The 16,852-nt window shown below is 39.3% G+C and carries 13 protein-coding genes; 9 read left to right on the top strand and 4 right to left on the bottom strand.

The features are described from left to right. Positions 1 to 807 carry an exodeoxyribonuclease III gene (xthA, locus tag AN392_RS03680; protein ID WP_055011863.1) on the bottom strand — a complete coding sequence of 269 codons (807 nt, stop codon included), beginning with the start codon at positions 805 to 807 and terminating at the stop codon, positions 1 to 3. 240 nt (positions 808 to 1,047) lie between these two features. Between xthA and AN392_RS03685 the strand changes: the two genes are divergently transcribed. From AN392_RS03685 to rluB, 4 genes are all read left to right on the top strand, one after another. Continuing rightward, positions 1,048 to 1,479 (top strand): hypothetical protein, encoded by a 432-nt coding sequence (locus AN392_RS03685; protein ID WP_010389773.1) that lies wholly within the window; start codon positions 1,048 to 1,050, stop codon positions 1,477 to 1,479. A gap of 202 nt (positions 1,480 to 1,681) precedes the next feature. Then, positions 1,682 to 2,203 carry a calcium-binding protein gene (locus AN392_RS03690; protein WP_055011864.1) on the top strand — a complete coding sequence of 174 codons (522 nt, stop codon included), beginning with the start codon at positions 1,682 to 1,684 and terminating at the stop codon, positions 2,201 to 2,203. Positions 2,204 to 2,354: 151 nt separating this feature from the next. After that, positions 2,355 to 2,945, top strand: coding sequence for an SMC-Scp complex subunit ScpB (scpB, locus tag AN392_RS03695; protein ID WP_008110002.1), 591 nt, complete (start codon positions 2,355 to 2,357; stop codon positions 2,943 to 2,945). Further along, positions 2,942 to 3,811 carry a 23S rRNA pseudouridine(2605) synthase RluB gene (gene rluB / locus AN392_RS03700; RefSeq protein ID WP_008110001.1) on the top strand — a complete coding sequence of 290 codons (870 nt, stop codon included), beginning with the start codon at positions 2,942 to 2,944 and terminating at the stop codon, positions 3,809 to 3,811. Before scpB ends, rluB begins: the two co-directional genes overlap by 4 nt. A gap of 65 nt (positions 3,812 to 3,876) precedes the next feature. On the opposite strand, the gene AN392_RS03705 is transcribed toward rluB, so the two are convergent. Then, on the bottom strand, positions 3,877 to 4,623 hold the full coding sequence (locus AN392_RS03705) for a YciK family oxidoreductase (protein WP_055011865.1): 747 nt from the start codon (positions 4,621 to 4,623) through the stop codon (positions 3,877 to 3,879). 207 nt (positions 4,624 to 4,830) lie between these two features. Between AN392_RS03705 and AN392_RS03710 the strand changes: the two genes are divergently transcribed. Together AN392_RS03710 and sohB are read left to right on the top strand one after the other, a co-directional pair. Then, on the top strand, positions 4,831 to 7,269 hold the full coding sequence (locus AN392_RS03710; RefSeq protein WP_055011866.1) for a VolA/Pla-1 family phospholipase: 2,439 nt from the start codon (positions 4,831 to 4,833) through the stop codon (positions 7,267 to 7,269). A gap of 100 nt (positions 7,270 to 7,369) precedes the next feature. Continuing rightward, positions 7,370 to 8,386, top strand: coding sequence for a protease SohB (gene sohB / locus AN392_RS03715; protein WP_055011867.1), 1,017 nt, complete (start codon positions 7,370 to 7,372; stop codon positions 8,384 to 8,386). Between the two features lie 73 nt (positions 8,387 to 8,459). On the opposite strand, the gene AN392_RS03720 is transcribed toward sohB, so the two are convergent. Then, complete coding sequence (locus AN392_RS03720) at positions 8,460 to 9,791, bottom strand: dicarboxylate/amino acid:cation symporter (RefSeq protein WP_013464802.1); 1,332 nt, start codon at positions 9,789 to 9,791, stop codon at positions 8,460 to 8,462. Between the two features lie 185 nt (positions 9,792 to 9,976). Here AN392_RS03720 and AN392_RS03725 point away from each other — a divergent pair, with 185 nt between their 5' ends. Next, positions 9,977 to 12,679, top strand: coding sequence for an Ig-like domain-containing protein (locus AN392_RS03725; protein WP_055011868.1), 2,703 nt, complete (start codon positions 9,977 to 9,979; stop codon positions 12,677 to 12,679). Between the two features lie 252 nt (positions 12,680 to 12,931). Next, entirely contained in the window at positions 12,932 to 15,640 is a 2,709-nt protein-coding gene (topA, locus tag AN392_RS03730) for a type I DNA topoisomerase (RefSeq protein WP_013464804.1), read from the top strand. A 165-nt stretch (positions 15,641 to 15,805) separates the two neighbouring features. Here topA and AN392_RS03735 read toward each other — a convergent pair whose 3' ends face one another. Next, the gene (locus AN392_RS03735; protein WP_055011869.1) at positions 15,806 to 16,048 is read right to left on the bottom strand and encodes a hypothetical protein; all 243 of its coding nucleotides are present in this window, start codon (positions 16,046 to 16,048) and stop codon (positions 15,806 to 15,808) included. Positions 16,049 to 16,291: 243 nt separating this feature from the next. On the opposite strand from AN392_RS03735, the gene AN392_RS03740 reads away from it, so the two are divergent. Further along, on the top strand, positions 16,292 to 16,846 hold the full coding sequence (locus tag AN392_RS03740) for a TIGR00645 family protein (RefSeq protein ID WP_054200807.1): 555 nt from the start codon (positions 16,292 to 16,294) through the stop codon (positions 16,844 to 16,846). Positions 16,847 to 16,852: the final 6 nt, after the last annotated feature.

Below are 16,852 nucleotides of genomic sequence, written 5' to 3' on the forward strand. Positions count from 1 at the left end.
TTAACTAAACTCTGACCAAATAGGCGCATGATCTGATGGTTTATCGATAGCGCGCAATTCATAATCTATGCCTGTGTCGATACAGCGAGCTGCTAAATCATGCGTTGCTAGTACCACATCAATTCGTAGGCCGCGGTTATCAACAAATCCTTTTGAACGATAGTCAAACCAAGAATATTGGTCGTTAATTTCTGGGTTTTGTTCTCTAAAGGTGTCTTTAAAACCCCAATTTAATAAGGTAGCAAGCCATTCACGCTCAACAGGTTGAAATGAACATTTACCCGTTTTTAACCACCGTTTTGCATTTACCTCGCCAATGCCAATATCTAAATCGGTTGGTGAGATATTAATGTCACCCATAACAATTACATCTTGATCAGGGGTGAAATGGCCATTCAGATGGGTCATTAGATCTTTATAAAATTGACGTTTGTAGGGGAACTTAGTTTCGTGATTAATGTTATCGCCTTGTGGGAAATAGCCATTCATTACATGTAAGTCGCGGCCATTCTCTTGTTCTACAGTGACGCTAATCATACGCTTTTGCGAGTCATCGGTGTCAGTAGTGAAGCCTTTTAATACCGATTTAGGCTCTTTTTTGCATAACATTGCCACGCCGTAATGCGCTTTTTGCCCATGAAAATAAACGTGGTAACCCATCTTTTGTACATCGTCTAGCGGAAACGCTTCATCATGTACCTTGATCTCTTGAAGACCAATAATATCTGGCTGGTGTTTATCAATAATAGCTTGTAACTGGTGTAGTCGAGCACGCAGACCATTGATATTAAAAGAAATCACTTTCATAAAGTTGACCTTCAAATTTATTTTTTCTATTCGTCAAATTGTATCAGCATTTAGAGCGACATAACATGACTGAAATGAGAAAATAACTGCACAATTGTTGATCAATTACTGTTTAATGTTTAAACATTGTAAATGCATTATTAAATAATAAAATAAATAAAATATTCAATTGATATGTTAAAAGTTGTCTATATAATGCGCAAAAATCGTTTGTTTAACTCGTTCAAATAGGACTACCTGATGAAAACTCAATTACTTTTAGCTGCCTCTCTTTTTGTTTCTGTTACCGCTTCTGCACAAAGCAATGCGTATTACAGCAAAGACAATAAATTAGAGTCAAACTTGTGCGTAGTAAGCGCCAATGAAGGTTTTTCAGCTGCACGTAAAATGGCAGCAAAGCATGGTATATACTTATCTCGTTATTCAAAAAGTATCCTATGTAACGGTCAAGACATTCGCGATATTGCAAAACAACAAACTGCAGCACAGCCTGCAGCATCAAAAGTTGAAGTATTTGCAAAAGATTCACATCAAGAAACACAGTTATGTATAACTGCATTAAAGCAAGGCTTACAACCAGTGCGTAAGCAAATTGGTAACTTAAACACATTAAAGTGTAATGGCCAAAACGTAACTGATTTTGTGAAGCGTTACCAAAACGCTGCAATCTAAATTACTGTATTTAATATATAAAAAGCTCGGTTTTAACCGAGCTTTTTTTTGTAAAAATTACCTATGTAGTTTGGAAAAGTTGCATTATTGAATATCGCAATAGAAGTTGTTTTTGTTTAATTGTCTGATTTTAATGGTTTATTTTTTTGGCATCGTATTTGTATCACTAAAATTGAAATTTATTAATACAAGGATACGTCTGATGAAAAAATTAACGATAGCTTCTACTGTTTTAGCCGCATTGAGTTTAGCAGCTTGTTCTTCAAATCAAGGTTTAGAAAAAATCGACAGTGATTTTGCAAGCTTAGATAACGACAGCGATGGCTTTATTTCTAAAACAGAAGCCGACGATGATAGTATTTGGCAGCACTTTTCAAACATAGATACAAATATGGATAATCAAATAAGCCGTAATGAATATGATGCTTATATGCAGCTAAATGCTGGAAAAGTTGCTACAGATAGTGAAGTGAGTGAGTCTGCATTTAAAGCTGATATTGCTAAGTTTGATAAAATAGAAAATGATTTTAAAAGCTTAGATAATGATAGCAATGGTTTTATTTCAGTTACTGAAGCTGATGACGATGATATATCAAATCATTTTGGTTACATGGATCGTAATAAAGATAAACAAATAAGCAAAAAAGAGTTCAACAGCTATATTCAAAAGCATGGTGATTCTGTTGCAGAAGATGATGCACTTGAGCAATTTAAAAACAGTTAAATTACGTTACTGAATGTACTTGATATCAAGCCAGTGTTTTTCACTGGCTTTTTTATGCCTATGAAACGTTATTTTGTTAATATATTTTCCTAGTTTGTGATTGTTCTGTCATAATAGATGGCTGTGTGTTTTTATTAACTTAAGAGTGATTATGGTAGGTCGGCGAATTAGTGATGAACAATTAATTGAAATCATTGAAGCGGCGATTTTTGTGGCAGATAAGCCCGTATCAAAACGTCATCTTAAGGACACGGTTTTAAACGATTTAGCAATTTCTATGGCGCGCATTAATGATGCTGTAGAGGCAATTCAAGTTCATTATCAAACCCGAGGTATACGCTTAGTTGAGGTAGGCAGTGGGTATCGTTTTCAAGCGTGTAGCAGTTTAAGCCCATGGTTGAGTAATTTATGGCAAGAACGCGCTCCTAAGTATTCGCGAGCTTTACTCGAAACCTTGTCGCTAATTGCATATAAACAACCTATTACCCGTGGTGAAATTGAGCAAGTACGGGGCGTAGCAACAGGCTCAAATATTATTAAAACTCTGCTTGAAAGAGAGTGGGTTAAAGTAGTTGGGCATAAAGAAGTACCTGGGAAACCGGCACTTTATGCAACGACTAAACAATTTTTAGATTATTTTTCAATAACGGGACTTCATGATTTACCTGCATTGCCAGAGCAACAGCAAAGTAAAATTACCCAGTTATTAAGTGATCCTTCTGTGAGAGAACCATCCAAATGAGTATACAAGGTGAAAAGTTACAAAAAGTCCTAGCCCGCGCAGGGGTAGGTTCACGCCGCGAAATGGAAAAATACATTGACGCTAATCGTGTGAGTGTAAACGGTAAAGTAGCTAAGTTAGGCGACAGGGTTGAAGAAACCGATTTAATTCGTGTTGACGGCCACACTGTTAAAATTGAAGAAAAAGCTGACAGAATTTGTCGCGTAATTATGTACAACAAGCCAGAGGGCGAACTAAGTACTCGTAAAGATCCAGAAGGTCGTCGTACTGTATTCGACCGTTTGCCACGTATAGATGGCGATCGTTGGATAGCAGTAGGGCGATTAGATGTGAATACCTCAGGCCTAATGCTTTTTACCAATGACGGTGAATTAGCAAATCGCTTAATGCACCCGAGCTACGAAGTTGAACGCGAATATTCAGCTCGTGTATTTGGTGAAGTGACTGACGAAACAATGAAAAACTTACTTCGCGGTGTAGAGCTTGAAGATGGTCCGGCTAAATTTACCGGTATTAAGCCTATGGGCGGTGAAGGCATTAACCGCTGGTACAACGTAACTCTTAACGAAGGTCGTAATCGTGAAGTTCGTCGTTTATGGCAATCACAAGATGTGGAAGTGTCACGCCTAATTCGTATACGTTACGGTAAATTAGAGCTTGATAAGCGTGTACCACAAGGTGGTTGGATTGAGTACGATTTAGATACAGTTAACTATTTACGTAAAACAGTTAAACTTGGTAAGGAAACGCAAACTAAGCTGTCGGTTATCCCTGAAAAACGTAAAGATAAGCGCGCGAAAATAAATCAAATTCGTAAGGCGGTTAAAAAGCATAATCAACGTGTAAAACCGACTAAACGTAAGTAATTACGCTACTAATAAAACAATAAAGCCGCTTTTTATAGCGGCTTTTTTACGTTTAAAACTAAATATTATTTTTTAACCTGTGCGTCTAACGATTGGCCATTGATATCTTTTGAGTCGTCGCTCATTAAATACAGATAAGTTGGCATTGAATCTTCAGGTGTTGCAAGTAAATCACGATCCTCACCTGGGAATGCACTTGCACGCATCGATGTACGGGTTGCGCCTGGGTTAATACAGTTAACACGGATTGGCGTTTTTTCAACTTCACACGCCCATGTTTGCATCATACCTTCTACTGCAAATTTAGAAATTGCATAAGGTCCCCAAAACTCTCTTCCTTTACGACCGACACCCGATGAGGTAAATACCACTGAGGCACTCTTTGATTTACGCATGACAGGGAATAGCGCTTTAGTGATCATCGCTTGTGCGGTGACGTTTACTTTCATCACATTTTCGAATGTTGATGAACAAAAATGCTCTAACGGCCCTAAAGTACCTAAAATACCCGCGTTATTTAATAGTCCATCAAGGCGGCCAAATTGACTTTCGATAGTTGCGGCTAAATCTCGATAGTTCTGCTTAGTTGCACCTTTTAAGTCCATAGGCACAATCGCTGGCTGTGGGTAGCCTGCATTGACGATTTCGTCATACACACATTCTAGTTTATTAGTTGTTTTTCCTAATAAAATAACGGTTGCACCATGTTTAGCATAAGTAATAGCTGCGACACGGCCGATACCATCACCTGCGCCTGTGATCAAAATTACTTTGTCTTTAAGTGCGTTTTCAGTTGCTTGATAGGTATGCATAAAAGTACCAATGTTTAAATTTTTTTTGATTTTAACATAGCAAATCGACAAGTAATCGAATTTATTACAAATTTAGGTGGCGAAACTAGAAAGTTTACGTTAAGTTTAACTGGTCTAATGTCTCATTAATATACTAGCTACATTATTTTAACTTAATTACACTGACTATAAACACACTATAAAAATAAGATTTGTGCGGAGAACACTATGAAAAAAATGCTACTCTCGCTCTCAGTTGCAGCTGCATTAGCAGGCTGTGGCGGCGGAGAAACGTTAGAAGATGTTAAAAACGATTCAGTTACAGTTATTCCAAAAGCTACGGTAAAGTTTGACCCTGCAAATGGTGTAATTTCGGTTCCTAATGATTTATTGATGAGTGGTACGCTTGATGGCACACTCAATATTCCTGGGGAATTAAATGACGAGAATGTTTCTATCTCTCGAGCTGAATATGCAGATCCGCAACTAGCAATAGGCGCACTTGATGGCTGGTCTACTCAAGTGCCATTCAAAATTGATCTAACCTTTCCACCGGGCATTAGCCTTGATCAAACGTCTGCAGCTTCACCAGGCTCTGTACGTATTTTTGAAGTGATCATGGGTGCAAGCTTAACTGATGCCGAATGTTCGCAAGCACCAGCCGGTGCAGCATGTAAATTAGTAGGCGAATTGACCTTTGGCGTCGATTTTGTAACCCAGGCTTCTGGAGACGCGGTTGCAATTGTCCCACTTAAGCCTTTTAAAGCCGGTAGTTCATACATTAATGTATTAACAACTGGGCTTAAAGATTCAGAAGGTCGCTCAATTGAACCATCGTCAACATATGCCACTGTTAGACAAGAAGCGCCATTAGTTACGCCATCACAACTTGCGCTGCAAGGAGCTGTGAATAGTTATGAAAACGTAGTAGTAAGCTCTGGTGATATTACAAAAGACGATATTATTTTTTCTGCTGCCATGACAATGCAATCAGCAGGACCAGTGCTTGGCACGATTAAAAAGGTTTTAGCAGCAAGCTTAACAGAGCCAACAATTCCAACGCCTGCGTTGCAAATTCCTACTCAGCCTATGGCTAACGTACAACAAGCTTTTGCATTGCAGGGGGTGACTGTACCTGATGTGTTCCAAGCTGCGCAATATCAAAAAGGCAGCATTCAATTACCTATGTATTTAGGCACGCCTGAAGGTAAAGAGATCAGTGATTTAAACGATACTTACTGGCAAGGTATGTGTGATAGTGCTGTCGCTATTTTAGGCTATAAAGCGCAAGCTGGTGAAGCGTTCCCAACCGATCCTATTAGCACTAACGATGCAATGTGTGCTGCTTTAAGTGATGGACAGCTTCGTGATTTAGGGCTTGATAGCACTAAACACTTAACTAAATATAACTCACTTCCTAAAGTGCAAAGTATGGCTAATGTGCCAGTGCAAATTACTAAGCCGATTTTACCGGTTGTTAATGCATACCGTACAGGTTTAGGTTTAGAGCCATTTACTGCTATGCCAGCAGGTGGTTGGCCAGTAGTGATTATGCAACACGGTATAACCACACAAAAAGAAAGCATGTTAACACTAACAGCGCAGCTTTCACTGCAAGGGTTTGCCACAGTTGCAATTGATCATCCTCGTCATGGCGAGCGTGGTGTAGACGTTGATTTAGACGGTAACGATGACTTTAACGCAACTTCGGGAAAAGGCTCTGTACTTAGTTACATGAACTTGAGCTCATTATTAGTAGCTAGAGATAGCCTACGCCAGTCAAGTGCTGACTTACTTGGTTTACGTTTAGGTCTAAACTTCAGCGGTGATAGCGCAATGAATTCACAAGATGTGTCTTACATTGGACACTCTCTGGGATCAATTGTAGCGCCTGCGTTTATTGCACAAGCTAATAGCCCATTGGCCGACCAAGTAGACCCATTATTTAAGGTTAACGCTGTAGCATTAGCAAGTGGTGGTGGCGGTATTGCAAGCTTTTTACTAGAATCAGCAGCGTTTGGTCCATTTATTCAAGGCTCTGTACTTTCTCAAGCAGGTACTGCTGAATCGATAGAGTTTAAGGCATTCAGAGATGGCCCCGCTGTTTCTAACTGTGGTGAGTCAGCGCAAACGCAAGCAAGTATCTCATGTGGCTTTACTGAGTTTGCAAAAGCACTAACGATGGCGGGAGAAACTGATAAACTTGCTAATATCAAGGGCGTGATGACGCAGTTTGTATTTGCAGCTCAAACTGCATTAGATAGTGGCGACCCAACCAACTATGCAGCAACGGTTAAAGCACTAGAAACACCTGTATACATGAACGTAGTGGTAGGTGATGGCACAGATAATAACAAGCCAGATCAAGTTATTCCGCCGATGACTGCCAATAACCCAATTGCAGGTACTGTCCCTTTGGCTAACTTTATGGGGTTAGACACGGTGAGTACCACTCAAGCGCCAACAGAAATGGGCTCTAGCTATTTAGTTAAATTTAATACCGGCCATCATGGGTCAATATTAACGCCAGCACAAGATGAAGGTGAGTCGTCTACAGTTGCGGGTAGTGCAGCTGCGAATGCTGAAATGCAATTGCAGGTTGCTACTTACCTAGCTTCAAGAGGGCGCCTTTTAATGGTGCAAAACACTGAGGTTGTGACGAATTAATAATCAACCATTCAATTAAGTACTAAAAGCCACTGTATAGTGGCTTTTTTTTATTTTAAAGCATGCTAAATTGACTGAAATTTATAAACGGAGAATACAGTTGGAATTTTTATACGAGTACGGTTTGTTTTTTGCTAAAACCATTACCTTTGTTATTGCTATCGCTGTCATTTTGACCTTAATTGTAAGCTCGGCTGTTAAGCCAAAAGCAAAAAAAGGTGAGATAGAAATAGGTGACTTATCAGAGCAGCTTACTAATATAAAAGAAAGCTTTTTAAATAATACGCTAGGTAAAAAAGAGCTAAAAGCCTATCAAAAGCAACAAAAAATAGAGCAAAAAAAAGCTGAAAAAGAAGAGCCTAAATCACGACTCTATGTTATTGACTTTAACGGCAGCATGGATGCACATGAAGTAGAGAGTTTACGCGAAGAAGTGACTGCGATTATTTCAATCGCGGACCCTAAAAAGGACAAAGTGTTAGTTCGCCTTGAAAGTGGTGGCGGCGTGGTACATGGCTATGGTTTAGCTGCATCACAACTACAACGTTTTAAGTCAGCTGGTATTGAGTTAACCGTATCAATAGACAAAGTCGCTGCCAGTGGTGGCTACATGATGGCTTGTGTGGCTGATCATATTATTGCAGCGCCGTTCGCAATTGTTGGCTCTATTGGTGTTATTGCACAAATTCCAAACTTTAATAAAATATTAAAGAAGAACGATGTTGATTTTGAACAAATTACGGCGGGCGAATTTAAACGTACGCTAACGTTATTTGGTGAAAATACCGATAAAGCCCGTGAAAAGTTTCGTGAAGAGATAGAGCAAACTCATGTATTGTTTAAAACGTTTGTAAGCACACAGCGTCCCAGTTTGAACATGGACTTAGTGGCAACGGGTGAACATTGGTTTGCAACCCAAGCAATTGAAAAAGGGTTGGTTGATACTATTAAAACCAGTGATGATGCATTGTTAGAGCAGCAACATCAGCATCAAATATACAAGGTTCAATACAAAATTAAAAAAGGGCTAAGTGATAAGCTTGCAATAGGGCTTAGCCATGGAGTGAATAAAGCAGGTGTAAGTTTAATGTCAAAATTTAAGGCGTTAAATCCCTAATAACAAAACTCAATAAAAAAAGCCTTGTTACTTAAAGTAGCAAGGCTTTTTTTATAACTAACAAGAGAAGCGGTTAGTCAATTGACTTGTGATAGTCTTCTAAGTCTTTAGCTGCATTAGGGTCGTTAAAGATACTTTCATCTAATTCACCCTCACTTTTAGCAACTACACAGGTTACCATACAGTCACCTGTTACATTTACTGCGGTGCGGGTCATATCAAGTAGTCTATCAACACCTATTATAATTGCGATGCCTTCAACCGGTAGGCCTACTTGGTTAAGTACCATAGCTAGCATAATTAAGCCAACACCAGGAACACCCGCTGTACCAACCGAGGCAAGCGTTGCTGTTAATATCACCATTAAGTAATCAGAAATAGTTAAATCAACACTAAATACTTGAGCAATAAATACCGTAGCGACACCTTGCATAATTGCAGTGCCATCCATATTAATGGTTGCGCCTAATGGAATAGTAAATGAAGCCACTGAGTTATTAGCGCCTAGCTTCTTAGTTGCAGTTTCAAGTGTGATAGGCATAGTTGCGCTTGAACTTGAGGTGCTAAAAGCAAATAAACAGGTGTGCTTCATTTTAGCTAAGAAAGTGAGCGGGTTTAGGCCTGTAAGTATTTTTAGCAGTAGGGTGTAGTTTACGAATGCATGCAATAACAGGGCTAAAACAACGACGCCAAAGTACTTAGCTAAGCTTACAATTAAGTTAAGCTCGATAGTAGTAAATAACTTAGCCATTAAGAAGAATACGCCGTAAGGGGCAATATTCATTAACAAAGTAACTAGTTTTAAGATAACAGTATTTAAGTCTTCAAATACCGTTGCTACACGTTTACCTGCTTTACCGCTAAGCGCCATTGCAATACCAAATAATAAAGCAAATACAATAACTTGTAGCATATTACCTTTTGCCATTGCTTCAAAAGGATTGGTAGGGAACATATCAATAATAACGCGAGCTAAAGTTGGCGCTTCTTTTGCGTCGTAGCTTGCTTGAGAAGGAAGCCCAATCCCTTCACCTGGATTAAATAGTAACGCCAGTGTAATTGCCACTGTAATAGCTATCGCTGTGGTAACCAAATATAGGCCAATCGACTTTCCACCTAAACGGCCTAATTTTTTAGGATCGCTTAAACTACAAGTACCACACACAAGCGATACAAAGACGAGGGGAACAACTAGCATTTTTAAACTAGCTATAAATATTTGCCCACCTACATGAAAAAGACCATCAACAAAAAAGGCTTTAATTGGCAAAGAGAATAACCCAAGAGGGATTAGGTAATCGTCTTCACCAGCTAATATAGCCTGAAATATAAAGCCTACTGCAACACCAAGCACCATACCAATCATGATGCGAGTAGTTAAACTCATTGAACGGATTTTAGACATATTTCCAATCTATTTTTTATAAATTTGGCATAGACTAACAGCATGTAATTTTTTTTACAGGAAAAACGTCAACTTTTTAAAAATTTTTATCGCAAAAAGAAGTAAAAATCTGAGATTTTAGACTAAGTTATAAGTTAACATTAAGTAAATAAGTTTAACTTAGTAATAGCGCATTGGAGAAACATATGCCTTTAACCCGTTTGCTTAGCATTATATTGCTCAGCTCATTACTCATTGCTTGTGGCGGTGGTGGCTCACTTGAGAAAGAGACAGGAACCGTTGGTGGGGATACTGGAGGCGACAATGCCGTACTAGATACCCAAGTTGAACTTAATTTTGAAGATCGAATCGTTACCGCTAACAATCCGCTTGAGGTCGTTGCGACTGTAACTGACAGTGATGGACAGCCTGTTGTTCGTCAAGAAGTTAGTTTTACTACAACACTTGGCTCTTTCATACCTGCTACAGCAAGCGCATTAACAAATACAAGTGGTGTTGCAACTATTGAGCTCAGTGCAGGCAGTGTTGAAGGAGCAGGAACTATTGTTGCCAGCTACGAAGGCTCCACAAGTAAGCTCGGTTTTTATACCGCAGGTGATGAGCCGCAATCTAATGACTCTGCTGCAAATATTGACATTAAAATCTTACAAAACTGTCCTGATAGTTGGTTAAATATTGATAGAGATTCTACAGAACTTGATCCATCTGATTGTTCACAAAATAGCAACTTACTTGGGCAACAAGCGATTGTTTATGCAAAAATCACAAAACCTGGTAGTAATACGCCAGCCAGTAATGTACTGGTTCAAGCGACAACAACACTAGGAATTTTACTACCAGAAAGCTTAACAGCTAAAACTGATGCGTTTGGTGTGGCTATTTTGAATTTATTGCCTGGCAGTAGCTCAGGTGTTGGTCAAGTTGAATTAACCGCACAGGGCGGAATTGCGAGTGCTTTATTTGAAATTAACGCTGTTCAAGTCAATGTAAATTTAAGCGCAGGTATTGCTACCGGAGGTGTGCTATCTGCAGGTTCTACCACGATCATTACAGCTGAGATTGTAGATGGTAGTAATAATGTATTTACTACTCCGCTGGAAGTGCAATTCACTTCTGCTTGCGCAGAAGAATCCACTCCTAGGGCCACTATCGATAATGTGGTAACGAGTATTGGTGGTACGGCAAGTGCAACTTATAAAGCTGATGGCTGTAATGGTATAGATACGATTACCGCGACTGTTGTTACTGGCGGCAATGTTGCAACAAAAACTATAAACATAAATGTAGCTGCAGCTCAAACTGGCTCAATTGCGTTTATGGGGGCGACTAATCAAGTGTTAGCTATTAAAGGAGCAGGTGGTCAAACCTTGACCGAGAATTCAGAACTCACCTTTAAGCTTTTAGATGTAAATGGAAACCCAGTGGGTCAAAAACAAATTGATTTTGCACTTTCACAAAACCCTGGTGGGGCTCTATTAGACAGCGCATTTCAATTTACTAACAACGAAGGTTTAGTGACTGTAAACGTTCGCTCAGGAAAAGCTGCTGGTATTTTATCTGTGATTGCTTCGCATCAGATTGATAGTGGCGATACCTCACAAAATAGTGTGATCTCTATTGTCTCTAATGACATTACAATTACCACAGGTGTGCCAGATCAGGATAGTTTCACGCTTGCAGTGCAAACCTTTAATACCGAGTCATTAAACGAAGCAGGAGTAACTACAGACTTAACCGTATTTGCAGCCGATCATTTTAATAATTTTGTACCAGATAACACGGCAATTTATATTGCCAGTGAAGGTGGTGCAGTTGGCACTATTGATGATGAACAATTTACACCTTTATTACTTTGTCGCACCACAGACGGTGTGTGTAAAGCGCAGTGGCGTAGCCAAAATCCAGTCCCATATCATTACAGCATTTATAATAATTCTGTTGCAGATAAATGCGACCGTTATTTTGGACAATCTGCACCTTGTACTTTAGGTATTAGAGAGTCACAACTAGACGCAAATGGTAACTTAATTAATTATCTAGATAGCAATGGCGATCCAATTGCACTTATTGATGCGCCTAATGACTCGCCAATTGATTACCCACTAGGTGGACGTGTTAGCTTACTTGCTTATTCTGTGGGTGAAGAGTCATTTAATGATGTATCTGCCAACGGTGAATTTAATCAAAACGAGTTTGACTCAACTTTACAAGATTTACCTGAAGCCTTTATAGATTTTAATGAAAATGGGGTGTTTGATGGGAATTTACCAGCGCCAACAGACCCTGTGGATTCTAATGGTGGTGAAGATGAGTGGTATGTGGAACGCTCAGGCGCACAAGATAATGGCCAGTATGACAGTGGTGATGGTATATACAATGGCTTGTTATGTAGTGATGAGGCCCTTGCTGCAAATGCGTGTACTCGTGAAACAGTTAATGTACGCGCTCGTTCAGAGTTAGTTATGTCAGGTAGTACACCTTACATTAGAGCTGTAACGGCTTTAAATGACTGTAGTTTAAGTGACGGTATTCGCTTAGAAGCTTCTGATATGGAAGGTATGTGCGACATAAATCTTATTGATATCAGCGACTCAACGCCCTACAGTGCGATTTCAGTGACTATTTTCTTCAGCGATATTCATAACAATCCACTGCCTGCGGGCACTACAGTGAGCGTCACTGCCGACAATGGTGTATTAAGAGGGTTAACAGATTACACCGTGGTTAATACAGCACAAAAAACGCCAATCTCTGTTTCAGTTAATATTACTAAAGAGGCTGAGCCAAATGATGTTGATTCTGGGTTTTTATACATTGAGTTTGAAACGCCAGGAGGTGTGAAAACCCAATATACCGTGATGTCGATTTTAGACGAACCTAAGGTTTAAAATATGTGAAGGATAAAAAATGCCAACCAATAAGGTTGGCATTTTTGTTTCTATTCTATATATTCCACATCAATTATTCAAAAACGCTGGTTTGTTTAAATTAACAACAGAAATTGTTTGTTTATTCAGTAAATACTGAAAAGTTTGTATTAAAAGCTTGTAAGAACTAGTGTTTGTAGATATACCTATAAATATTCGCGCCGCATGAGTCGGCTAAACACATTTAAAAAACTAGGTTAGAAATAGGCAACTATGGGCAAATCGCTAGTAATTGTAGAGTCACCTGCTAAGGCTAAAACAATTAATAAATACTTAGGTAATGATTTTATCGTGAAGTCCAGCATTGGGCACGTACGAGATTTACCTACATCAGGATCAGGCAAAAACAAAGTACCAGCAAGCAAAACACCTGCTGAGGTTCGTAAAATGCCACCTGATGAGAAAGCAGCGTATAAACAGCAACGTGACTATTCTAACTTAGTCGCGCGTATGGGCATCGATCCCGAAAAAGGGTGGGAGCCACATTACGAAGTATTGCCGGGTAAAGAAAAGGTTGTTCAAGAATTACAAAAGCTTGCCCAAAATGCTGATCAAATCTATCTCGCAACGGATTTGGATAGAGAAGGGGAAGCAATTGCTTGGCATCTTCAAGAAATCATTGGTGGCGAACCTGAAAAGTATAAGCGCGTTGTGTTTAACGAAATCACTAAAAATGCAATACAACAAGCGTTTGAAACTCCGGGTGAATTGAACACCGATATGGTTTTTGCGCAGCAGACTCGTCGTTTCCTAGATCGCGTTGTTGGTTTTATGGTCTCGCCTTTATTGTGGGCTAAAGTTGCACGAGGTTTATCTGCAGGACGAGTTCAATCTGTTGCAGTGCGATTATTGGTGGAACGCGAACGTGAAATTAAAGCGTTTATCCCTGAAGAATTTTGGGATATTCATGCAGATGTTAAAAATAGCGAGTCTGACTTACGTTTAGAAGTCACTAAACAAGCAGACAAGCCATTTAAGCCTGTAAATGAAGCACAAGCTACAGCAGCAGTTAAAAGCCTCGAGAATGCCGAATATAAAGTTGTAAGCGTTGAAGAAAAACCAAGTAAGAGTCGCCCAAGTGCGCCATTTATTACTTCAACCATGCAACAAGCCGCCAGTACTCGACTCGGTTATGGCGTTAAAAAGACCATGATGCTTGCGCAGCGCCTATATGAAGGTGGTTACATTACCTATATGCGTACCGATTCAACTAATCTATCAAAAGATGCGGTTGAGATGTGTCGTGAGTATGTAACCAATGAGTTTGGCGCAAAATATTTACCTGCTGATCCAATTAACTATAGCTCAAAAGGCAATGCACAAGAGGCGCACGAAGCGATTCGTCCTTCTAGCGTATCGGTACTTTCAGGGCATGTTGAAGGTGTTGATGCCGATGCTAAAAAGCTTTATGAGCTTATCTGGCGTCAGTTCGTGGCTTGTCAAATGGTGCCTGCTGAATACGACTTAACCACATTAACCGTTGCCGCCAATGATTTCACATTAAAGGCAAAAGGCCGTGTGCTTCGCTTTGATGGTTGGACAAAAGTACAGCCAGCAGTGCGTAAAAAGAACGAAGAAGATCAATCACTTCCTGCTGTTAAGCAAGGTGAAGTTCTCACCTTAGTTGAGCTTGATCCTAAGCAGCATTTTACCAAGCCGCCAGCACGTTTTAGTGAAGCGAGCTTAGTTAAAGAACTTGAAAAGCGTGGCATTGGCCGTCCTTCAACTTATGCGTCTATCATTTCGACTATTCAAGATCGTGGCTATGTTCGAGTAGAAAATCGTCGCTTTTTTGCTGAAAAAATGGGTGAAATTGTTACCGATCGCCTAGTTGAAAACTTTACTGATTTAATGAACTTCGATTTTACCGCTAAAATGGAAGGTCGTTTAGATGATATCGCTGAAGGCGAGCGTGTTTGGACGCAAGTTCTCGATAAGTTTTATGCTGATTTCTCAACCCAGTTAAACATTGCTAAAGGCGAACCAGATGAAGGCGGCATGCGTCTGAATCAAATGGTAGAAACCGATATTGACTGTCCAACCTGTGGCAGAAAAATGGGCATTCGTACTGCTTCAACGGGCGTATTCTTAGGCTGTACAGGTTATAACCTGCCACCTAAAGAGCGCTGTACTACCACTATGAATTTAGTGTCGGGTGATGAAGCGGTTGCAGCTGATGTTGAAGACGTTGAAACAGAAACATTAATGCAAATGAAGCGCTGTCCTATTTGTGAAACAGCGATGGATTCATACCTTATCGACGAAACCCGTAAATTGCATGTGTGTGGTAATAATCCAGCATGTCAGGGGCATGTTGTTGAAGAGGGTACCTTTAAAATTAAAGGCTACGACGGCCCTATTATCGAATGTGATAAATGTGGCGCTGATATGGAATTAAAATCAGGCCGATTTGGTAAGTATTTTGGTTGTAACAACGATGAATGTAAAAATACACGTAAGTTGTTAAAAAATGGCGAAGCTGCGCCACCAAAAGAAGATCCAGTTCATATCCCTGAATTAGAATGTGAAAAGTCTGAAGCCTATTTTGTATTACGTGATGGCGCGGCCGGTATTTTCTTAGCTGCAAATACGTTCCCTAAATCACGAGAAACACGTGCTCCTAAAGTAGAAGAGTTACAACGCTTTAGAGATCGTATTTCGCCTAAGTTTTACTACCTAGCTGATGCACCAGCCAAAGATCCTGATGGCAACCTTGCTGTTGTGCGTTACAGTCGTAAAAACAAAGTCCAATATGTGATGACTGAAGTTGATGGTAAAGCAACTGGTTGGACGGCCCATTACGAGGGTGGTAAATGGGTAGAAGAGGCTAAGAAAAAAGCTGCGCCTAAAAAGAAAGCTGCAGCTAAAAAAGCGCCAGCTAAAAGTAAAGCTAAAGCCAAACCAAAAAAAGATGATGAATAATTAATTATTCATCGCTTTAATAATAAAAAAACCGGAACGCACAGCCTGTGACAGTTCCGGTTTTTTTTGCATTATCAAACCTATCGCAATGGCATTTTTAACCTGATTTTTTATTTTACAGAGTTAAAATGTAACCAATTTAGGTTTGAACCGCTCAATTATTCATTAAACCTTAACAGCAGTGACTTTGTTATAGCCTTCAGATGTTAGTTCATCATTCACACACTTTAAAACATAGTTATAAATTGCTTCATCGCTTACGTCGTCTTCTTTAGCCCAGCTAATACACATTTCTGTGAACTCTTGAATCGTTTCGGCTGAAGCGTCTGTAGTATCGCTTGCAACTGCATTTGCAGCTGATAAAGCGAAAAATGGTGCAACGATTAACGCGAGTAATGCTTTATTCATTTTTTTATTCCTAAAAATGGAGTAACAATCGAATTATGCATTCAAATAATGCCTACATAAAACAAGTGTAACCAAGCCAGAACATCTCTGTTGGTAAACTAATTTTTAATCACAATTCACATAAAGGAAAACGAAAAATTTTTATCGTCAGGATAAGCATATTGTGTACCTACTTTTAGGCTGAAGTGATTGTGTTAGCGTTTAATTTAAGCTAATGTCGCGTTTTAATTTTTAGGTGCCCTTATGTCAGAGCCACACACAAATAATACAAATAAAAAAATACACCCTGTTCATAAAGTTGAACACGGCCTTGAGTCGTTTATATTTAAAGGACGCTGGTTACTCGCCCCATTTTTTGTCGGCTTATTATTTGCTGTGGTTTTACTACTTATAAAGTTTTTTAAACAACTATATATGATGGGGATAGCGACGTTTACTGCTAGTAATCAAGAGCTGTTGGTTGGTATTTTAACTTTAGTTGATACTGCATTGTTAGCAGGTCTGCTGTTGATTATTATTTTTAGCGGTTACGAAAACTTTGTCTCTAAGCTTAATATCGAAAATCATGAAGACCGCCCTGTATGGATGGGTAAGGTCGGGTTTTCTGGTTTAAAAATGAAGCTGATCAGTGCAATAGTGGCCATTTCAGCCGTTGAGCTGCTTAAGGTATTTATAAGTTCTACGTCTCATTCTAATAATGAATTACTCTGGAAAGTACTGATACACGTTACGTTTGTGGTATCAGGTGTACTATTTGCTTTTACTGATTATTTAAATAGTAAAACAATTAACCACTAAAAATTT

It is taken from the genome of Pseudoalteromonas sp. P1-16-1b, from assembly GCF_001401785.1.
Taxonomy (GTDB): domain Bacteria; phylum Pseudomonadota; class Gammaproteobacteria; order Enterobacterales; family Alteromonadaceae; genus Pseudoalteromonas; species Pseudoalteromonas undina.